The 18,628-nt window shown below is 70.5% G+C and carries 19 protein-coding genes, 1 tRNA gene and 2 pseudogenes; 15 read left to right on the forward strand and 7 right to left on the reverse strand.

What is annotated here, in order from left to right; genetic code table 11:
* Positions 1 to 94: 94 nt before the first annotated feature.
* A pseudogene (locus DVS28_RS10275) lies at positions 95 to 294 on the reverse strand (IS3-like element IS1141 family transposase); the annotation flags it as partial.
* A 353-nt stretch (positions 295 to 647) separates the two neighbouring features.
* On the opposite strand from DVS28_RS10275, the gene DVS28_RS10280 reads away from it, so the two are divergent.
* Positions 648 to 884 carry a helix-turn-helix domain-containing protein gene (locus DVS28_RS10280; protein WP_114591364.1) on the forward strand — a complete coding sequence of 79 codons (237 nt, stop codon included), beginning with the start codon at positions 648 to 650 and terminating at the stop codon, positions 882 to 884.
* A 715-nt stretch (positions 885 to 1,599) separates the two neighbouring features.
* Here the strand turns inward: DVS28_RS10280 and DVS28_RS10285 are convergent.
* The 3 genes from DVS28_RS10285 to DVS28_RS10295 all read right to left on the reverse strand — a co-directional run bounded on the left by DVS28_RS10285 (position 1,600) and on the right by DVS28_RS10295 (position 3,965).
* On the reverse strand, positions 1,600 to 2,892 hold the full coding sequence (locus DVS28_RS10285; RefSeq protein WP_164710361.1) for a tyrosine-type recombinase/integrase: 1,293 nt from the start codon (positions 2,890 to 2,892) through the stop codon (positions 1,600 to 1,602).
* A gap of 283 nt (positions 2,893 to 3,175) precedes the next feature.
* Positions 3,176 to 3,254 (reverse strand) — tRNA-Pro (locus tag DVS28_RS10290).
* Between the two features lie 84 nt (positions 3,255 to 3,338).
* Entirely contained in the window at positions 3,339 to 3,965 is a 627-nt protein-coding gene (locus DVS28_RS10295) for a hypothetical protein (protein WP_114591366.1), read from the reverse strand.
* A 91-nt stretch (positions 3,966 to 4,056) separates the two neighbouring features.
* On the opposite strand from DVS28_RS10295, the gene DVS28_RS10300 reads away from it, so the two are divergent.
* From DVS28_RS10300 to DVS28_RS10345, 11 genes are all read left to right on the forward strand, one after another.
* The gene (locus DVS28_RS10300) at positions 4,057 to 4,677 is read left to right on the forward strand and encodes a hypothetical protein (RefSeq protein ID WP_164710362.1); all 621 of its coding nucleotides are present in this window, start codon (positions 4,057 to 4,059) and stop codon (positions 4,675 to 4,677) included.
* A 137-nt stretch (positions 4,678 to 4,814) separates the two neighbouring features.
* A complete protein-coding gene (locus DVS28_RS10305; protein ID WP_164710363.1) occupies positions 4,815 to 5,390 on the forward strand; it encodes a hypothetical protein in 576 nt (191 codons plus the stop codon).
* 265 nt (positions 5,391 to 5,655) lie between these two features.
* Positions 5,656 to 6,312, forward strand: a complete 657-nt coding sequence (locus tag DVS28_RS10310; protein WP_114591369.1) for a CDP-alcohol phosphatidyltransferase family protein — start codon at positions 5,656 to 5,658, stop codon at positions 6,310 to 6,312.
* Positions 6,309 to 6,689 carry a glycine cleavage system protein GcvH gene (gcvH, locus tag DVS28_RS10315; RefSeq protein ID WP_114591370.1) on the forward strand — a complete coding sequence of 127 codons (381 nt, stop codon included), beginning with the start codon at positions 6,309 to 6,311 and terminating at the stop codon, positions 6,687 to 6,689. The genes DVS28_RS10310 and gcvH overlap by 4 nt, the downstream gene beginning before the upstream one ends.
* Before the next feature lie 202 nt (positions 6,690 to 6,891).
* A complete protein-coding gene (locus DVS28_RS29555) occupies positions 6,892 to 7,371 on the forward strand; it encodes a double zinc ribbon and FHA domain-containing protein (protein ID WP_108668629.1) in 480 nt (159 codons plus the stop codon).
* Positions 7,371 to 8,204 (forward strand): transcriptional regulator FtsR, encoded by an 834-nt coding sequence (ftsR, locus tag DVS28_RS10325; protein ID WP_114591371.1) that lies wholly within the window; start codon positions 7,371 to 7,373, stop codon positions 8,202 to 8,204. Before DVS28_RS29555 ends, ftsR begins: the two co-directional genes overlap by 1 nt.
* Positions 8,205 to 8,250: 46 nt before the next feature.
* Positions 8,251 to 9,555, forward strand: a complete 1,305-nt coding sequence (locus DVS28_RS10330) for a D-alanyl-D-alanine carboxypeptidase family protein (RefSeq protein WP_216826537.1) — start codon at positions 8,251 to 8,253, stop codon at positions 9,553 to 9,555.
* A 78-nt stretch (positions 9,556 to 9,633) separates the two neighbouring features.
* Positions 9,634 to 10,113 (forward strand): bifunctional nuclease family protein, encoded by a 480-nt coding sequence (locus tag DVS28_RS10335; protein WP_108668626.1) that lies wholly within the window; start codon positions 9,634 to 9,636, stop codon positions 10,111 to 10,113.
* 87 nt (positions 10,114 to 10,200) lie between these two features.
* On the forward strand, positions 10,201 to 10,716 hold the full coding sequence (locus DVS28_RS10340) for a MerR family transcriptional regulator (protein ID WP_114591373.1): 516 nt from the start codon (positions 10,201 to 10,203) through the stop codon (positions 10,714 to 10,716).
* A 168-nt stretch (positions 10,717 to 10,884) separates the two neighbouring features.
* Positions 10,885 to 11,031, forward strand: a complete 147-nt coding sequence (locus tag DVS28_RS28320) for a hypothetical protein (RefSeq protein WP_157965951.1) — start codon at positions 10,885 to 10,887, stop codon at positions 11,029 to 11,031.
* Positions 11,032 to 11,170: 139 nt separating this feature from the next.
* Positions 11,171 to 12,643, forward strand: a complete 1,473-nt coding sequence (locus tag DVS28_RS10345; RefSeq protein ID WP_216826538.1) for a sialidase family protein — start codon at positions 11,171 to 11,173, stop codon at positions 12,641 to 12,643.
* A gap of 75 nt (positions 12,644 to 12,718) precedes the next feature.
* On the opposite strand, the gene DVS28_RS10350 is transcribed toward DVS28_RS10345, so the two are convergent.
* The 3 genes from DVS28_RS10350 to DVS28_RS10360 form a co-directional block, all read right to left on the reverse strand.
* Positions 12,719 to 13,159 (reverse strand): Lrp/AsnC family transcriptional regulator, encoded by a 441-nt coding sequence (locus DVS28_RS10350; protein WP_114591375.1) that lies wholly within the window; start codon positions 13,157 to 13,159, stop codon positions 12,719 to 12,721.
* Positions 13,160 to 13,261: 102 nt separating this feature from the next.
* Entirely contained in the window at positions 13,262 to 14,407 is a 1,146-nt protein-coding gene (locus DVS28_RS10355) for a CapA family protein (protein ID WP_114591376.1), read from the reverse strand.
* A 24-nt stretch (positions 14,408 to 14,431) separates the two neighbouring features.
* Positions 14,432 to 15,265, reverse strand: a complete 834-nt coding sequence (locus tag DVS28_RS10360; RefSeq protein ID WP_164710364.1) for a hypothetical protein — start codon at positions 15,263 to 15,265, stop codon at positions 14,432 to 14,434.
* A gap of 199 nt (positions 15,266 to 15,464) precedes the next feature.
* On the opposite strand from DVS28_RS10360, the pseudogene DVS28_RS30135 reads away from it, so the two are divergent.
* The 3 genes and pseudogenes from DVS28_RS30135 to DVS28_RS10370 all read left to right on the forward strand — a co-directional run.
* Positions 15,465 to 15,833 (forward strand): annotated as a pseudogene (locus DVS28_RS30135) (GNAT family N-acetyltransferase); the annotation flags it as partial.
* Positions 15,834 to 15,899: 66 nt separating this feature from the next.
* Positions 15,900 to 16,430: a dUTP diphosphatase gene (dut, locus tag DVS28_RS30140; protein WP_425461052.1), complete on the forward strand. Its 531-nt coding sequence runs from the start codon at positions 15,900 to 15,902 to the stop codon at positions 16,428 to 16,430.
* Positions 16,431 to 16,526: 96 nt separating this feature from the next.
* On the forward strand, positions 16,527 to 18,626 hold the full coding sequence (locus DVS28_RS10370; protein ID WP_114591379.1) for a hypothetical protein: 2,100 nt from the start codon (positions 16,527 to 16,529) through the stop codon (positions 18,624 to 18,626).
* The last annotated feature ends 2 nt before the right edge of the window (positions 18,627 to 18,628 follow it).

The following is an 18,628-nucleotide window of genomic DNA, read 5'->3' on the forward strand; positions in this document are numbered from 1 at the left end:
ACGCGTCAGGCCGGGTGAGACAGGTCTGCGTTGGTTTCTGGTGTGGGTGGGTTGATCCAGCTGGTTGTCGGGATGGTGGGTGCGTGGGGTCGGTGAACCGGCGGGCGTGGCCGAGGTCGGTGAAGCGGCCGGGGAAGGTGGGGGCGTACTTGAGGTCTTGAACTGGGCTTCGGAGTAGGGGTTGTCGTTGGAGACGTGGGGTCGGCTGTGGGAGCGGGTGATGCCGAGGTCGGCCAGGAGCTGGGCGACGGTCCGGGAGGTCATGGAGGTGCCGCGGTCGGCGTGGATGGTCAGCTGGTCGCGGCCGATGTGCTCGGCTTTGGTGCAGGGGTCGAGCAGGTCACGGGCCAGCGCGGCCGACTCGAAGCAGAGGTAGTCGCTGTCCTCGTCCAGCAGCCGCGCCCACACCTGGGCGGGCGGCAGGTCACAGAACCGCTGGGAGGTCAGCAGCCCGACCACCTCGGCCCGTTCGGCGTCGTGAGCGCGCGTGCCGGTCGGGGTGGGGGTTCGGGTCGGGGGTGGTGGGGATCCAGTGGCAGACCCAGAACCGAAGCGCGACCTCCCCCCAGAGCTGTTGAAAACCCCGTTGACCCACCTCGTCACCGTTAGAATCGTCCTGAGTAGCCACGACTTCCGAGGAGGCCACGATGGCCGGCCACAAAGGGTTGGACGAGTTCTCCGACATCCTTACCGCCGCCCAAATCGCGGAGATGCTAAGCATGAACCTGGACTACGTCCGCAAGATGTCGCGACAGGGCAAGATCCCGGCCCACAAGATGCCGGGCGGTCGTGCGTTCAGGTATTTGAAGGACGAGGTCGTGGAGTGGCTGCGCGGGCTGCCGGCCCACGAGACCGAGGTCGAGGAGCAGGCCTCCTCCGGCTGACGTGGCCCCAGCCCGAACCGGTCAGACGAGCCAGGCGAGCGCCACGCGGGCCAACTGCACGACTCGCTGGCTGTCGGCTGTCGGCAGCACGTGGTGGCTCGGTTCACAGGCTGGATGACCGTGATGGTCCACCCTCGCTCGGGATCCCGACCGCCAGCGCCTTTCAGGGAGACATAGAGAGCATCACAGTTTGTTCCCGCACGTCGAGCCACTCTCACCAGGTTGCGCACCGCACTCAGCTACTCTTGAGCCGCGCAGAGGCCGAGGATGGGCTCGGCTATCGCGTTGTCATACCGCCGCCACCGTCACAGGACTGCCATCGGTCCTACCCTGACGTGTAAATCCGACTGCCGCCACCCGACCTTGACTGCGGCGACATCCCCCCACCGTAGGATTCACGTCGTGGGCTCTGACCCGCACCGCTTCGACGGTGACGGGAACAGCATCGGCTGGGAGTCAGGTTGACCTCATCACAAGCACGGGGCGAGTCAGCCGCGCCGGCCCGCGTCTGCTCGACGTCGGCGTCCCGGCCGAGCACATCGGCCGCGATCGGCTGACCATCCCTACGTGCACTCAGACATCGGCAACGCATCCCCGCCGACGTCTACACCAGTCGACGAGCGGTGACCGTGACGCGTCGGTGTCGGCCCCGGGATGGGCGCCGGGGAGCCGCCTGCCCGTCGGCTGCTTTCGCTGCGGGCGGCCGCGCCCTTGGTCATTGGGGGCCGAGGTGCGGCGGTTGGATTCCCTTGGTCCGCGTGTTGGCGAAGCGGTGGACGTCGCGGTCATAGACCTGGTGGTAGACGTCCATGGTCATTCGCGAGTCGGCATGGCCGATGAACTGCTGCACGATGTCGGGTGGCCACCGCCGCCCATCGATGTCTCCGGTCAGCAGCGCGCGGATGCAGGAGTTGCGGAGATCCCGGAACTGCCTGTCCGGCATGCCGAGTGCCTCGACGGCCGGGTTCCAGATGCGATTGCGGTAGTAGTTGCGGTCGACCGGGTCGGTCTCACGGGGTTTCGGATCGACCTTCGCGCGGCTGTACTCGCGGGCCGTGGCCAGCGAGACGTCCAGGTCCGCCGCGATCTCGCGCAACAGGGCGCCGTCAACGCGCAGCTCCTTGGCGCGCTGCACCTTGGCAGCCGGGAGCTGCCGCCCGCCGATTGCCGGAAAGAGCAGGTCGCCGGTATCGAGCTGGGCGCGGTCGAGGTAGTCGGCCAGCCGCTGGGGGAGGGGCCCCAGTAGGGGAGTGGTGCGCTGATCGCCGTGCTTGGCGGGCTCGGCGACGAAGAGGCTCCCGTAGCTGAGGTCGACGTGGTTGCGGCGGATCGCGGCGATCTCGCTGAAGCGCATGCCTTGGTAGAAGCCGACGAGCACCATCAGGGCGTAGTCGACGTGGAGCTCGTGGCGCTGGCTGGCGATCTGGTCGTGGATGGCGTGGACCTGTGCTCGGGCCAACGGCCTCGGTGTCCGGCTGCGCTTGCTGGATGGCCGGCGTGTGCGGGGGACCTGGTCCTGGGGGTTGAGGTCAATCAGGCCTTCTGACAGGGCGTGGTCGCAGATCATCCCGATCAGCCCGAACACCTGCTTGCGCGTGGACCCCGAGCGCCCCTCCTGCTGCATGCGGACGAGCAGTCGCTGGATATCGCCACCGGTGATGGAGGTGATCCGGTGGTCGCGGAACCCCCACTCGCCGTGCTTGGGCATCACCCAGTTGCGGAGGTGCCGCTCGTACTGCTTCAGGGTGGCGGGCTTGAGGTCCATCCCTCGCTGCAGGCCGAGCCACGCCTCGGCCACCTCGGTGAACGGCGTGCCCCGGGTGTCCACCGACGGCTTGGCCAGCATCCTCGCGCCGTACCGGTGCGCCTGCGCCGCGGTCGGGAAGTACTTGGACGTCGGCCGGCCCTCCTCTCGGAAGAGGCGGCACTCGAACGGGCTCCGCGACCGGGCCGCCTGCCCCGACCGATCCACGACCTTGTAGCGCACGAACCGATCAGCGGTGGGCATCCCGGGGCTCCTCCCAAGCGGCCCCATGGCCGCCTCGCCCGGTGGGACGAACCGCGACGTCGACATGTGTCAACGGGTCGCCTCGGAGGTCCCCGACCGCGAAAATGACACCCAAAATGACACCCAACCTGGGTGTCAGAGGTCGGTTTATGGGCCAAAATCGCACGCATGTTCGACCTGAGCGCGGTGCGACCACCTGCCCCCGTACGAGGCGAAAGTCGCCTCCTGGAACGACAAAAGGCCTGCTCAGCGCCCTGTCAGGGGGCGGCCGGCAGGCCCTATGTGGTCGGGATGCGCGGATTCGAACCGCGGATCTCCGGTCCCCCAGACCGGCGCCCTAGACCAAACTGGGCCACATCCCGTGGAATCGACCGAGGTCGGCTCCGTGGAATCCGAGATGATAGCAGCCGGATGCCTCGCTGCCCGCATCGGTCACGTTCGGGTGGTCACCAGCCGATACGGTCCCGCCAGTCGGTCCCGATTCGGGGTGCCAGGAGGTGTGCGACGAGCAGGCGGGCACGGGCTGCGGAGAGGTCCGGCCCCTTCACGAGCAGCAGCTCGCGCTCGGGGTGGATCGTCTCGCTGACCTCGGGCAGGTCCTGGACGGCGTCGGCGAAGGACTCCGCGAACCAGTCCTCGTCGACGACGGGGCCAACGATGTCCTCCACGGCCAGCGCGTGGAAGCCGTCGTCGCGTTCGCTGGCGTCCTCGCTGACCTGCACCCACATGCGCGCCATGGCCATCCCGGGGATCGGCGGCAGGTCGGCGTCGGGTTCCTGCGTCGGCGTGTCCTCCGACGGCGTGAACACCACACCGTCCTCGGGGCCCAGCTCGGCCTCGGCGGCGGGGGCGACGGCCCTGCCCTCTGCTCGGTCGCGAACCGCCTCGAAGGCCGCGTCGCCGTCGGCGATGTCGTCCAGCGTGACCCCCATGGCCACCTCTGGATCGTCGGAGATCCGTCGTTCTGCCCGGTCCAGCTCGGTGTTGGCGTCGCCGACGACCTCGTCGACCCACTCCTTCGCTGCCCTGGCCTCCCGACGGAACATCCCCTTCAGGTCATCCAGCAGTCCCATGGCGCCAGCCTCGCACAACGCGCGGATCGGCGGCAGACTTCACACGGGAGCCAACCCTGTCCCGTCGTCGCAGCCACGGAAGGAGGAGAGGGTGAGCACCGTTCCGCCGCCCCCACCGCCGCCGCCCGTGGCGCCACCCCAGCCACCCCCGATCGTCGTGCGGTCCGGGCGACGTCCTGCCCCGGCGCGGCCGCCCGTCCGCGAGGACGAGGAATGGGACGGCCGTCGGGTCCTCCTGGGCATCTGGCGACGGGCGATCGGCACCGCGACCGGGTATGGCCTGCTCGTGGGGCTGCTCTGCGGCTTGGTGCTGGGGGTCGTCTTCCACGTGTTCGCCGACCCCGTCGCGGTCACCCGCACCTCCGCCCTCGGTGGCGGGTTCATCGGGTTCGGCCTGCGCCGAGGGGCGGTCGTCGGGCTGGTCTCCGGGCTCGCCGCCGGCATCGGCGGGGGACTGGTGACCGCGGCGCTCGTCGTCCTGCTGCGCCACAGGGTGCGCCCCCGCGACCTGCTGGCAGTCGTTGCCGGCGTGCTCGGCGCGACGGCAGTGGTGGCGCCCGCCAGCACCCTGCTGGACCGCATCCCGACCCTCACCTCTTCACCGATCGGGTTGCTGCCCCCGATCGTGGTCCTGGCGTGGCCCCTGGCGCTGTCGGCCCGCCACGTCCTGCGGCAGCGGGCCGTCCCTCGACCCGAACGGCTCGACCGGTGAGCGGGCCACCGCCGCCGGAGGGGCCTCGACCCGGATGGCCCACCAGTCCACCGGTCGCCCAGCCGTACCTGCCGCCGGCCGCGCCGCCCGGCGCAACGCCACCGTCTCAAACGGCAGCGGGGGAAGGGAGCTTCCCGGTGTCCGGACCGTCTCCCCAACCGTGGCCCGGTCCGCCGCACTACGCCCCCACGCCGGTCGTCGCCGACCCGCGGTGGAGTCCGTCGAAGATGTTCCTCGTCGTGTGGGGCCTCGCCTCCCTCGTGGGCCCCTTCCTCGGCGCCGTCGCTGGCGTGGCGTTCGTTGCGGTCCTCGGCGTCGACGACCTGTTCGGCACGGGCGGGGTCGGCACGCTGGGCGAGTTCACGTTCGGCATCGCCGCGTTCTTCGGCGTCGTCGTCGGAGGCTTTCTCGGGTTCGTGACCGGCATGGTGAGCGGCCTGCTCGCCGGTGCGGCCGCGGCAGGGACATTCCGCCGCCTGTCGCCACCGCTGGTCGGGGTGGTGGCCGGTCTGGTCGGCGCAACGATCGTGTTCCTGGTCGTCGCCGGGACCGGATTCGGCGCCGGCGGAGCGTTCCTGGCCCTGACCGCCGGCTTCTCCGCCGTCGGGTTCCTCGCGCTCTACCTGATCGCCTCGGGCGCCGCGTCCCGGGCAGCGACCGCGGCCGCCCGCGCCGACGCCGAGACCGCCACCCCCTCCACCCCCTTCAACTGACGTCCTCCGAGCTCGTGTGGGGCGGCCGGGTGCGTGTGGGGCTTCTTGGCGTGTGCGGTCCCCAGCTCTGGAGGCGGGCCATCGCACCCACCCTCAGAGCTCGTGTGGCATACCCGGCCGCCGGGGTTGGCCAAGGCACACGAAGGGGGAGGGTGTGCGGCATGGACACACCTCAAGGTCGGGGAACGCACACGCCGGGCCAGGCCGGGCACGCGCAGGGCCGGCCTCGGCCTGCGAGGATGGCGCGCATGGTGAGGACCCGCGCATGGTGAGGATGTTCGACGCCGGACTGCAGGAGGACCGACCCGTCGTCGTGCACGACAAGGTGTGGACCGCAGCCAACGTCATCACGTTCCTGCGGTTCCTCGGGCTGCCGTTGTTCGTCTACCTGATGGCGGTCAGCCAGGCGTACGGCATCGCCTTCCTCGTCCTCGTCATCGTGGGGACCACCGACTGGATCGACGGTTACGTCGCCCGGCGGTTCGACCAGGTCACCAAGCTCGGCCAGGTCATCGACCCGCTGATCGACCGGGCGCTCCTCGCCACGGCCGGCCTGACGATGGCCGCCCTCGGCATCGCGCCGTGGTGGGTGATCCTCGTCATCGTCGGCCGGGACGCCTTCCTGCTGTTCCTGGCCTACCGGCTGTTCGGCGGCAATCCGGGCATCCCGGTGTCGCGGTGGGGCAAGTTCGCCACCGCCTGTCTGCTCATCGGTGTCCCGGGCTTCCTGCTGGGCTTCATGGACTGGTCCGGCGCCGTCCTGTGGGGGTGGATCGGCTGGATCTTCACCGCCGTTGGCGTCGTGACCTACTACATTGCAGGCTTCATGTATGCCCGAGCAGCCCGTGTGCTGCTGGCACAACGCCGAGACGGCGTCCGTACCGGAGCCGTCCGACACCCCGACGCAGGAGCATCCGAGTGAACCCCGACGACCGCCGTTACACCGAAGAGCACGAGTGGGTGAAGATCGATGGTGACCGCGTCACCGTCGGCATCACGCACTACGCCCAGGACGCCCTCGGCGACGTCGTGTACGTCGACCTGCCGGCCACCGGCACCCGCGTCGAGTCCGGCCAGCCCTTCGGCGAGGTCGAGTCCACCAAGAGCGTCAGCGACCTGTTCGCCCCCCTCTCGGGCACCATCGCCGAGCGCAACTCCGCGCTGGAGTCCAACCCCGAGCTGGTCAACTCCGACCCCTACGGCGAGGGCTGGATGGTCGTCCTCCAGGTCGACGACACCAGCGCCATCGACGAGATGATGACCGCCGAGGCCTACGCGGCGCTGACCGAGGACAGCTGAGGCGCAACGGCTGACCGCCGGCGGCGAACCCGCCGCCGGCCCCCACCTCCGTACACGGGTGGAGTTCAGCCGAGGCGAGAGGGCCCGCTGCTAGGCTTCTGGCCCACGGCGCACCGCGCCAGAACCCTCGGCGCACATCGCGCCCGAACCCACGGCGCACACTCGCGCCACCCTCCTCAACCGCTTCGAGAGCCACCGTCGGATGTACTGCACGCAATGCGGCTACAAGAACCCCCAGGGGGCAAAGTTCTGCGCCCAGTGCGGGACGCCGCTGACCGCGCCGATGGACGTCACCACCGGCATGCTGCCGACCGCACCGGACACCACCGGCGACGGTGACGAACGGATCGACACCGACGGGGTTCGCTCCGACCTGTCGCCCGGTACGGCGCTGCTGGTCAGCGTCCGCGGCCCCAACGTGGGCGCCCGGTTCCTGCTCGACAAGGAGCTCGTCACGGTCGGCCGTCACCCCGAGTCCGACATCTTCCTCGACGACATCACCGTCTCGCGGCGCCACGCGGAGTTCCGTCGGACCGAGTCCACGTTCCTCGTCGCCGACGTCGGGTCGCTCAACGGCACCTACGTCAACGGCACCAGGACCGAGGGCCAGGAGCTGGTCCACGGGGACCTCGTCCAGGTCGGCAAGTTCCGCCTCAAGGCCCTCATCCCCGAGGTGGGCTGATGGCCGCACTCGATCCGAGCCCCAGCAAGCAGGGTCCGCAGGGCTTCACCATCGGTGAGGTCCTCAACCAGCTCAAGGAGGACTTCGAGGACATCACGATCTCCAAGATCCGCTTCCTCGAGTCCGAGGGCCTGATCTACCCCGATCGCACCGAGTCCGGCTACCGGATCTTCTCCGAGGACGACGTCGAGCGGCTGCGGTTCATCCTGACCGCGCAGCGCGACCACTACCTGCCGCTGAAGGTCATCCGCGAGCAGCTCGACCGCCTCGACGCCGGCGAGCAACCCGCAGGCGGCCCCGGGCCGACCCCGCCGCCGACGCTGGTCACCGGTGCCGACGCCGTGGACGAAGAGGCGTCGCTGACGCCCACCCAGACGGCCGTGCAGATGGCCAAGGCGCTGGAGTCCGCGCCCGCCACCAACGAGGGTGCGGTGCTGGAGTCGCCCACCACCCCCGTGGAGCTCAACCTGCGGGAGTACTGCGAGGCCACGGGCCTGGACTCCCAGCAGGTCAAGGCGTTGCGCGAGTACGCCATCGTCGGTGACCCCGAGGACGAGACCCGCCCCTTCGACGCCGACGACCTGCTGACCGGTCGAGCCGCCCGCGAGCTGCTCGCGCTGGGCCTCGAGCCCCGGCACCTGCGGATGTACCGGCAGTTCGTCGACCGCGAGGTCGCCCTCTTCGAGCAGCTCGCCACCCCGTTGCTGCGCCAGCGCAACCCCGAGGCCCGCCGCCAGGCTGCCCGCCAGCTGGAGAAGCTTGCCGGCCTGACCGCCCGGATGAAGCGGTCGCTGCTGTCCGCCGAACTCCGTCGCTACGTCCGAGGTGGCTAGCCGCCCGGTCACGGTGGGCACGTCGGTACGGCTGAGGGCCGCTGCCGTGGTGCTGTCGCTGCTGACCCTCCTCACCGCGACGGGACCGACGGCCACCGCACGCGCGCAGGCCACCGCAACCGACCCCGAAACCACGAGCACCGAGGGGTCGGTCACCGTCGACCCCAGCGCGCCCGCTGTCGCGCCGACGCTGCCGGAGTCCGGCCTGGACCCGCTCGTCACCGCGTCCCCGGACGAGCTGGTCGCCCGCCCCGTCCCCGGACCACAGCCCGAGGCGCCGGGCCTGACCGCCTCCGGGGCGGTGCTGTTCGACCCGGCCGACCAGGTCGTCCTGACCGGCGTGGACCCACAGGTCCCTCGCCGCATGGCCTCGACGACGAAGATCATGACGCTGCTGCTGGCGCTCGAGGCCCTGGCCGACGGCGCCGTCGCCCCCGAGCTGACCGTCTCGCCGTTCGCGGAGGAGGTCGATCACGCACCCGGCGGGGCGTCCCTGGACCTCGAGGCCGGTGACGTCGTCCCGGTCGAGGACCTGCTCGCCGCGTTGCTGCTGCGATCGGGCAACGGTGGCGCGGTGGCCCTCGCCGAGCACATCGCGGGCAACGAGACCGCGTTCGTGTCGATGATGAACGCCCGGGCAGTGGAGATGGGCCTGGACGACACCACGTTCGTCAACTCCAGCGGCCTGACCGACGACGAGGACCACCACGCCACCCCGCTGGACCTGGCGCTCCTCGGGATCGAGGCGATGCGCTACCCGTCCTTCGCCGAGTGGGCCGGGGCCGCCACCTACGACACCGGGTTCTTCGGGGTGGAGGAGAACCGCAACGAGATGCTGACCGCCTACGACGGCACCATCGGCATCAAGACGGGCTTCACCACCCTGGCCGGGCAGTGCCTCGTCGCCGCCGCCGAACGCGACGGCCGCATCCTCTACGCCGTCGTGCTCGGCAGCGAGAACCGGGTCGCCGACACCTCGGCGTTGTTCGACCACGGCTTCGAGGACTACGCCCGTCCCACGCCCCTGGTGGCCGGCGACACCCCCTCCTCCTACCGGTGGGCCGCCGGCGAGGTGCCGCTGCAGGTCGCGGAGGACCTGGCCCGCACGGTGGGATCGGGTGCGACGGTGGAGACCGTCACCAGGCTGGCCCCCGACGCCGGGTTGCCCGTCGAGGCGGGGACCCCGCTGGGCGAGGTCGTCCTCGTCGTCGACGGCGAGGAGGTGGACCGGACGCCGCTGCTGGCCGCGGCGGCCGTCCAGGCGCCCACCGACACGGCCGGGGCCGCGGTTGCCGACACCATCCGGGCCTTCGCACGACTCGCCGAGCAGCGCGAGGCCGTCGCGGCCTGATCCGTCGCGAATGCGCAGGTCGGGCAGAAATTCGCCGGAGCGCCACTAGACTCGACCACCAGTGACCCGGAGGACCACATGATCGAGCTCGAGCTGGTGGGTGTACGCGTGGAGCTGCCCCACAACCAGCCGATCGTGCTGCTCAAGGAGTCGACGGGGGAGCGTTTCCTCCCCATCTGGATCGGGGCTGTCGAGGCCACGTCCATCGCCTTCGCGCTGCAGGGCGTCGAGACAGCACGACCGATGACCCACGACCTGATGAAGGACCTGCTGGAGGCCCTGACCGTCGATGTGGAACGCATCGTCGTGACCGAGCTGAAGGACGGCACGTTCTACGCCGAGATCCTCATGAACGGCCCGGCAGGCGAGGTGCGGGTTTCCTCGCGTCCCTCCGACGCGATCGCGCTGGCGGTCCGTGGTGGCATCCCGGTGTTCGCCGAGGAAGCGGTCCTGGAGGAGGCGGGCATCCTCATCGAGGACTCCGACGACGCCGACCAGGAGGTCGAGAAGTTCAAGGAGTTCCTCGACAACGTCACGCCCGAGGATTTTGCGCAGTAGCCAACCGGACATCTGTTCTGTTGACCGCTCGACGGGCCGGGGCGTACCTTCGCCTGACACGTTTGTAGTTACGAGCCCGGAGCGGACATGGCTTCCAACAGGTATGCGCGAGACATTCCCCTCCCGGGTCTGACCGACGGGGAGGACGGCTACCGCGGTCCTGCCGTGGCCAAGATCGTCGGTGTGACCTACCGGCAGCTCGACCACTGGACCTCCACCGGCCTGGTCCAGCCCAGCGTCCGCGACGCCGAGGGCTCGGGATCCCAGCGCCTGTACGGCTTCGACGACATCGTCCAGCTCAAGGTCATCAAGCGCCTTCGCGACGCCGGCGTCAGCCTCCAGCGCATCCGCAAGGCGCTCGACGAGGTCGAGTCCCAGGGACTGACCCTGCGCGACATCACGCTGGCGTCGGACTCCGCCGGCAAGGTCTTCGCGATCAACGACCAGCAGCAGGCCATCGACCTGCTCATGAGCGGCCAGGGCGTCTTCGTGATCGCCATCGACCCGGTTGCCAGCGAGGTCGAGGCCGAGGTCGCGACCATCACGCCGGAACGGGCCGAGCCACCCGTCCAGGACCAGCACCGCCGCCGACCGGCGATCTGAACACCGGCTGCCCCAGAAGGCAGTTCGACCACGAGGCACCCGCTCCGGCAGGTGCCTCGTCTGCGTCCGGCGAACTTTCTCGACGATCAGGGAAGGTCGAGCCTGATCGGCGGACAACCAGTTGATGTAGCGGGTTTCCGCCAACCGATACTGAGGAGATACACCCCGATGCGTATTCGTACTGCCGCAATCGCCGCCCTGCTCGCCCTGGGCGTCCTGGCCCCGTCCGCCGCGTCTGCCGACGTCTGCTACGACCTCCAGGTGAACCTGAACGGCGAGGCCGTCGTCAGCGAGACCGACTGCATCGAGGCGTAGCACCACGCAACGTCTGTCCGTGCGCCCGGCCGTCAGGCCGGGCGTTCGGCGTTTTGTCAGTCGGGCAGGGATCGAGGGGGGCGGTGTCGAACCTTCCGCCCAAGCCGTACTGACCTCTCCAGGGAAAGCGAGACACTTCATGCGCATGCGCGCGCTGCTGGCCGCCATCGGCGTCGTCGGGGCCATGGTCCCGATGGCCGTCCAGGCGACCGCCGACACCATCGTTGCCTGCGAGGCACCGACGGTCGACATGGAATTCGAACAGGACTACATCGACGAGACCCGTGCCGGCGGTGAGCCCATCCTGGAGACCCTGCAGGACGGCACCCTGCTGTGGGGCTCCCACGCCGGGACCACCCACTTCTACAGCCCGACCGTCGCCGACCAGACGTCGGCGGCCTTCGTGCAGAACTACGAGGGGCAGACCTATCAGTACTGGTCCGACGACGACGGGGCGACGTGGCACTTCTCCCCGCGCAACGCCATCCAGAGCGCCGAGCAGGGGTCCCTGGCCGGTGTGAACAACTCTGGCTTCTCCGACCCGGTGTTCGCCGAGGACATGGCCGGCAACGTCTTCATCTCCGAGATCAACCTGGCCAACATCGCCGTCTCCAAGTCCACCGACTCGGGCCGCACCTGGACGCTGCAGAACTTCTTCGGCCTGACCGTCTCCGACCGCCAGTGGATGGCCGCTGACGAGGAGGACGTGGTCTACATGACCGCCAACGGCTTCGGCGGTGGCTCGCTGGGCAACACCGTGCCCGGCGCCGGCAACCTGGGCAACTACATCTACAAGTCCTCCGACGGCGGCGTGACCTGGTCGCGCGGTCACTCGACCGGCGGATCGTCCTCCTCCGACATCAAGGTCGACTGGAACACCGGCGCGGTCTACCAGCCCCAGCAGAGCAACGGCCTGCGTCTCGCGGTGTGGCCCAACGCCCGCGCCGAGGACTTCTCCTCCACCCCCACCGTGGAGTACCACACGATCTTCGACGGCTACCGCCAGCAGTCCAGCATCGGTCCGACCATCGAGCTCGACGACGCCGGCAACATCTACGCCACCTGGGACCAGGACTCGGGCAACGACGACTACCCGCCCGGCATCTACTTCGCCGCCTCGCAGGACGGCGGGAAGAACTGGACCGAGCCCGTTCGTGTCGACGAGGGTCCCGAGCACTCCTTCTGGCCCTGGCTCGAGGTCGGCGCCGAGGGTGCCGTCGGGATCGCCTGGCTCGAGAACGAGAACATCATCGCGTCGGAGAACGCCGAGGACGCCACAGCTGACTCCGCATGGCACGTCATGGCCGCCCAGACCTTCGACGCCTTCGGCAACGACGACGCCGACTGTGACGTCGCCGGGTTCAACGTGGTCCAGGCCAGCACGGCGCCGGTCCACCACGGCACGGTCTGCACCGGCGGCACCGTCTGCCAGGCCCGTGCGGTCGACCGTCGACTGGGCGACTACTTCGGCAACGAGATCGCGTCCGGTGGCGGCATGGTCATCGCGGTGTCCGACACCCAGCAGGGTGGATCGGTGGCGCTGCCCCTCGGGATCCGCCAGGTCGCCGGCCCGAGCTTCACCGAGCCCGGCGTGATCCTCGTGCGGGACTGACCCGCCCACAGCGAAACGACTGCGCCGCCCGTGATCCACGGGCGGCGCGTCGCGTTCTTCGGTACGACTGGCTGGCTAGGGGAGGGCCTGTCGGGGCCCCGTCTCCTCGATCAGCAGCACCGACTCGGTGCGGGTGATCCCCGGCATGGTGCGGAGCTCGTCGACGAGGAACTTGCGGAGCTCGTCGACGCTGGCGACACGGACGGTCAGGAAACCGTCGTAGGCGCCCATCGTCAGCCCCCAGTGCTCCACGGAGCTCATCGCGTCCAGCGTGGTGCGCAGGTCCTCGAGCTTGGTCTGATCCAGCCCGAACAGGACGAGCGCCGCGACGGGCAGCCCCACCTTGGAGGAGTTGATACGAGCCGTGTAGCCGTGCACGACCCCGCGTTCGTGCAGCTTGCCGATGCGGCCGTGCACGTTCGTGCGCGACACGTGCACTCGGTCGGCCAGGTCAGTCAACGTGATCCTGCCGTCATCACGAAGTATCCGCAGGATCGCCATGTCCACATCATCCATTGGGGTCGGATGCTAGCGGCTGGGTTGCCGTCGGGGGAAGGTCTGTCGGCCAGAGGGGGGTTCTGTGGTCGTTTCGTCCACCGTTGTCGGAGCGGGTCGGGCTCAGCCGATCGGCGCACAGCCGTCGCCGCCGGGCACCGCCGTCAGTGTCTCCGGCAGCAGGTCGGCGGTCTCGGGCAGGGGCTGGGGGCTGCCGTCGTCGTCGATCCGCGCCGGGAGCCACCGGTAGCCCTCCACCCCGTCCTCGCCGAGGGTGACGGTCAGGACCCCGGTGTCCCGTTGCTCGTCCTTCTTGGCGTAGAAGACGAAGTTGCCCACGCTGTAGGCGACGAGCGTGCCGTCGAGGTCGGTGACTCCCTGCAACACGTGTGGATGGTGGCCGACGATCACATCCGCGCCGGCCGCCGCGAACGCCCGCGCCATCGCCAGCTGGTCGCCGTCCGGGCACGTCATGCGTTCCCGCCCCCAGTGGACGGTCACGACAAGGTGATCGGCCATGGTGGCGGCGTCGCGGACCGCGGCGACCGCCCGGTCCAGGTCGTAGACCGACGCCATGCCCGGACGGGTGCTGCGGGCCTCCCACTCGATGATGGGGAAGACCCGGGACAACCCCAGGACCGCGACGGTCCGTCCGCCGACGTCGATGACCTCGGGGGCGTAGGCCGCATCCGCATCCTCGCCGTACCCGACGGCTGCCATACCGGCGTCGGTGACGACGCGGACCGTTTCCTCTGCGCCGTCGTGGCCGTAGTCCAGTCCGTGGTTGTTGGCCAGGTTGACCACGTCGACGCCCGCGTCGGCCAGGGCGTCGGCCAGGCTCGCGTCGGCGCGGAAGGTGTAGGTCTTGTCCGCCGGCGTCCCGATCGTGCCGATCGCGGTCTCGAGGTTGACCACGGCGATGTCGGCTGCTGACAGCCAGTCGGCCACGCCGTCCAGGGGATTGTCGCCCGCCAGGAGGACGTCCTCGATCGGCGGTTCGCCGTGCACGTCGCCGCCGAAGGCGATGGTCACCGGCGGCGCCAGCGGGTTCGGTGTCGGCGTGGCACCCGCAGGGGGGTGCACCGCAGGCATGTCGGCGAGGCTCGGGACGGACGCCTCGTCAACGACCGTGGACGAGCCCTCCTCGGCCACCGCGACGCCCTTCTCGCTGGAGGACGGGTCGCCGAGCGCGAACCCGGCAAGGGCGAACGCCACCACGGCGGAGGTGACGGCCAGCAGGATCCGGCTGGGCAGGTCGAGGGTGCTCATGGCCGTTCCGTCCGTCGGACCGGGTCAACCACGCAGGCGCTGCAGGGCCGGGCCCGCCAGGGGGTGGCCGTCGAGGGTTGCCAGCACACCCGGATCGATGCCGTTGAGGAACGCGGCCAGGTCCTCGCCGTCGGCCGGCCCCAGCCGGGCCGCAGCGTCTGCCCACTCCGCGCCGGCCGCTGAACGCTGCGCGGCGACGGTCGCAGGGTCGGCACGGCCGTCGATGGCGTCGAGGAGCCCGCTGGCCCACGCCATGCCTGCCTCGGGCCCGTCACCCAGCAGGATCTGCTCGTCCAGGATGCGACGGGCCTGGGGGAGTTGAACCGCACCGCCGCCACCGTAGATGGCGGCGTGCACATCGCCGAGGAAGCCCAGCAGCTCGGCACGGTCGGCCACCTCGGCGGCGACCGCGGCCAGGGCGTCGTGGTCGGGATGGTCCACGTAGGCCTGCCCCGGCGTCCCCGGTGCCACCTCCTCCACCCGCAGCTCGGCCACACGGGCCCGCAGCGCCGCCGTGGCCTCGCGGAGCTGCCGGGCACGCACGACGAGGGGAGGGAGGGCGAAGGGGTCCACGTGTGCCGCCGCTGCGTCGGCCACCGCCACCTCCGCGGCGTACAGGCCCAGCACGTCCACGACCGCGTCCTGCGTGGCGATGTCGACCCGCATCGGTGCGCTCGCCCCACCGGCGTCGTCGTCGCCGAACGCCGACGTCACGAGCACGAGCCCCATCAGGACCCCGATGACCACCACACCCTGTCGCACCCACCGCCGGGCCGTGGGCTCCGTCGCCTCGACGGCGTCCTGCATCGGCGGCCGCGACCGACCGGCGTCCTGCCCCTCGTCCGGCAGCACGATCACCTGGCTCGGCCGCGTCCTGCGCGGCCCCCGTCCGGTCCCCATCGCCGGACAAGGATATGGGGTCGGTGTCGCAGCGGCGGCCTGCACCTGTAGCCTTCCCGAGCCGATGACGCCTCGCCAGCACACCCCGACCCGTTCGCCCCTGCGCACGACCCTCAACCCGCGCCTCACCGACGCGCTGGTCGACCGGCTCGTCGACATGTGGGTGGCGGTCACCCACGCGGGCGGCGCCGTCGGGTTCGTCGGACCGGTCACCCACGACGAGGTCGCGACCGGGGTCGCCGGCTTCTGGGACCGCGTCATCGACGGCGTCGTCGACCTCGTCATCGCCGAGGACGACGAGCAGGTCGTGGGCTTCGGGTTCCTGGTGCCGGCCGAGGACCCCGCCGTCACCGGGCACCGCGCCGAGGTCCAGAAGCTGATGCGCGACCCGCAGGCTGCTGGTCGAGGCGTCGGCGCGACCGTCCTGGCCGCGCTGGAGGACCGCGCCGTCGAACGGAACGTGTCGCTGGTCACCCTCACCGTCCGGGGCGGCACCGGCCGCGAGGCCTACTACGCCCGGCACGGCTACCGACAGGTCGCGTCCCTGCCGGACTGGGTGCGGATCGAGGGACGGCCGACGGACCTGCTGGTGATGGCCAAGTCAGTGGGCACGGGTCCACCCGACACCGTGCAGCCCGCCGACCGCACCGCTCCCGAGGAGGAGACCCCGACCGTGCCCCGCCCCGACGACCTCCGCCTGGAGGTGAAGCGACTCGACACCGACCTGCCGCTGCCGGCCTACGCCCGCCCCGGCGACGCCGGCCTCGACCTGTTCGCCCGCGAGGACAAGGTCCTGCCACCCGGCACCCGCTGCCTGATGCCCACCGGCCTTGCCGTCGCCATCCCCGACGGCTGGGTCGGGCTGGTCCACCCACGCTCGGGACTGGCCGTGCGCCAGGGCCTGTCCATCGTCAACAGCCCCGGCACGATCGACGCCGGCTACCGCGGCGAGCTGATGGTCCCGCTGATCAACCTCGACCCCTCGGTCACGATCCGCCTGACCCGCGGGGAACGCATCGCCCAGCTGCTGCTCCAGCGGGTCGGCCACGCCCAGCTGATCGAGGTCGACGAGCTGCCCGACGGCGTGCGTGGCGGCGACGGGTTCGGCTCAACCGGACGCTGACAGACCGCGGTCCCTTCGTCGGGCTCGTGACGGATCACGAGCAGGTTGGGAGGGCGTCCAGCAGGAAGCCGGCCGTCGACGGTCGAACTGGACGGCATGAGCCGCCATGTCGTCCCTCGCCTGTTCCCGACCGCCACCGCCGCGCTGCTGACCGTGCTCGCGTTGCTGGCCGCGGTCGTCCCCTCCACCGCGTCCTCCCGCCTCGAGCTGCCGCAGGGCCTGGAGACCATCCCGATCGTGATCGAGGGCGCGGAGCTGGCCGGCTGGGCCGTCCCCGCCAACGTCGCCGCCCACCCGGGCGGGGCGAACGGCGCCCAGTGCCTCGGTGCCAGCAGCGGCGTGCCGGGTGCCGACCCGGAAACGTGCACGCACAACACCTTCGAGGACCCCACCGTCGCCACGGGGGCGGTCACGCCCGCCGGGCCCGCCATCGAGTCGTTGACCGGCTGGCGCTGGACCGAGGCGGAGGGATGGGTGCAGATCCCCTTCCAGGTCGACGAGATGGACGTGCGGTTCCTGTCCAACAACAACTCGGGCTTCGCGGCGTACTCCGAAACCGACCAGCACACCACGTACGTGTTCGACCGGGAGGGCTTCCGCTTCATGGGCGAGCACCCCGACGACCCGTGCCTGGCGGTCCCCACCGACGGCCAGACGACGTTCACGCCCGACACCGTGCCGGGCCTGGACACCGACGACGAGCTGGTCTTCATGGCCCGCGACGCCGGTGAGCGTGCCCCGAGCCAGGGTGGGCTGCCCGAGGGCATCACCGACGCACGGGAGATCAGCGTGCTCGACCCGGCGACCGGCCTCGTCGTCGGCTACGCCTACGTGATGATGGGCGAGGTCGAGGCGGCCTTCGACAGCGACAACGGCTACGTCCGCTACGAGCGGGACGACGACGCCGATGTATACGAGTTCTCCGAGTCCTCCTACGACAACTACGGCGCCGCACCCGAGGGCGCGTGGACCAACAGCGAGGGGACCTGCGTCACCGACGACCCCCGCCAGCGTCGCCCCCGTGACGGCGCCACCGTCCGCACCGCTCGGTACCAGTACCGCTACGACGGCCGCTGGCTGATGACGGACTGGCGCGTCTCCGCCGGTGACGACTGGACCTACGGCCCCGACCTGGTCGACCAGTGGAAGGCCCGTGCGTTCCAGCAGCGTCCGGGTGGCGAGACGCCGTGCTGTGGGTACGAGGAGGAGGAGAACAACTGGGGCGGGTCCTCGATCCTGATGGGGGAGCGGGTCGGTCCCGTCCGTGCCATCCGCGAGACCTGGGGGGCGGACTCGGGGACCAACGTCGTGCGGCGCGAGTTCTTCTACGCCGAGGAGATGCGCCAGCGGAACTTCCTGCGCGTCCACGTCATCACCCCCATCGACGGCATCTACACGCAGTGGGACTACAACGCCGGTGCGGTCGAGACCTACTACAACCCGCAGGTCCCCGACGGCGTGCCGATCGACGGCGTCAACGACGACGCGCTGGGCAACAGCCGCATGTACGTCGGCCAGGACGGCATCCTCGTGCAGGACGAGGGCCTGGAGGAGTTCGGCGTGGAGTCCGGCGAGATCCGTGTCGGTTCGCCCCGCGGGCCGACCGGTGGGTGCGCGCCCGACGGTGGGTGCGTCAACAACGACGTGGACACCACCGACCCCCGGTTCTCCGGTGTCAACCAGATGCTGCAGTGGGAGCAGATCACCGGCCCCAACGGGACGCTGGTCAGCCGGTTCCACGCCGAGGACGTCACCCCGGCCGGGTCGCCCTACGCCGTTGTGGCCATGCCGTACTACCGCGACGACGCCACGTTCGACGACGGCACCGGGTCCAACCCCGGGCCGCACCTGCACCGGCGAGGGCTGGACGAGGGGAGTGGGGACCCGCGCTGGGAGACCTGGACGTTCACCCACGAGGACGGCACCACCGAGCAGCGCCCCCGTGAGCACTGGGCCGGTCAGGTCGAGGACGTCAACACCGCCCGCTTCTACCAGGGGTCGATCGGCACCCATGGCCTGCACCTGCTGTTCATCGCCGACTCCGACAACGCCCACACCACGTTGCCGCTGAGCGAGATCGTGGCCGAGCAGCGCATGGTGGTCCTGCCGGGTGGGGTGGGCAACGTCGGCGACGCCTACGCCGGGTCCCCGGAGGAGCAGCTGGAGGCGCTCGTGGCGCCCCGTCGGCCCTTGTAGAC

Origin of the sequence: Euzebya pacifica (assembly GCF_003344865.1) — a bacterium.
Lineage (GTDB): Bacteria > Actinomycetota > Nitriliruptoria > Euzebyales > Euzebyaceae > Euzebya > Euzebya pacifica.

What these genes read in the sequence shown, in the direction of transcription:
- DVS28_RS10370 (WP_114591379.1), top strand. Translation starts at nt 16,527, where the DNA reads ATGAGCCGCCATGTCGTCCCTCGCCTGTTCCCGACCGCCACCGCCGCG.
- DVS28_RS29555 (WP_108668629.1), top strand. Translation starts at nt 6,892, where the DNA reads ATGTACTGCACGCAATGCGGCTACAAGAACCCCCAGGGGGCAAAGTTC.
- DVS28_RS10285 (WP_164710361.1), bottom strand. Translation starts at nt 2,892, where the DNA reads ATGCCCACCGCTGATCGGTTCGTGCGCTACAAGGTCGTGGATCGGTCG.
- DVS28_RS10350 (WP_114591375.1), bottom strand. Translation starts at nt 13,159, where the DNA reads ATGGATGATGTGGACATGGCGATCCTGCGGATACTTCGTGATGACGGC.
- DVS28_RS28320 (WP_157965951.1), top strand. Translation starts at nt 10,885, where the DNA reads ATGCGTATTCGTACTGCCGCAATCGCCGCCCTGCTCGCCCTGGGCGTC.
- dut (WP_425461052.1), top strand. Translation starts at nt 15,900, where the DNA reads ATGGCCAAGTCAGTGGGCACGGGTCCACCCGACACCGTGCAGCCCGCC.
- DVS28_RS10345 (WP_216826538.1), top strand. Translation starts at nt 11,171, where the DNA reads ATGCGCATGCGCGCGCTGCTGGCCGCCATCGGCGTCGTCGGGGCCATG.
- DVS28_RS10280 (WP_114591364.1), top strand. Translation starts at nt 648, where the DNA reads ATGGCCGGCCACAAAGGGTTGGACGAGTTCTCCGACATCCTTACCGCC.
- DVS28_RS10355 (WP_114591376.1), bottom strand. Translation starts at nt 14,407, where the DNA reads ATGAGCACCCTCGACCTGCCCAGCCGGATCCTGCTGGCCGTCACCTCC.
- ftsR (WP_114591371.1), top strand. Translation starts at nt 7,371, where the DNA reads ATGGCCGCACTCGATCCGAGCCCCAGCAAGCAGGGTCCGCAGGGCTTC.
- DVS28_RS10335 (WP_108668626.1), top strand. Translation starts at nt 9,634, where the DNA reads ATGATCGAGCTCGAGCTGGTGGGTGTACGCGTGGAGCTGCCCCACAAC.
- DVS28_RS10295 (WP_114591366.1), bottom strand. Translation starts at nt 3,965, where the DNA reads ATGGGACTGCTGGATGACCTGAAGGGGATGTTCCGTCGGGAGGCCAGG.
- DVS28_RS10310 (WP_114591369.1), top strand. Translation starts at nt 5,656, where the DNA reads ATGGTGAGGATGTTCGACGCCGGACTGCAGGAGGACCGACCCGTCGTC.
- DVS28_RS10340 (WP_114591373.1), top strand. Translation starts at nt 10,201, where the DNA reads ATGGCTTCCAACAGGTATGCGCGAGACATTCCCCTCCCGGGTCTGACC.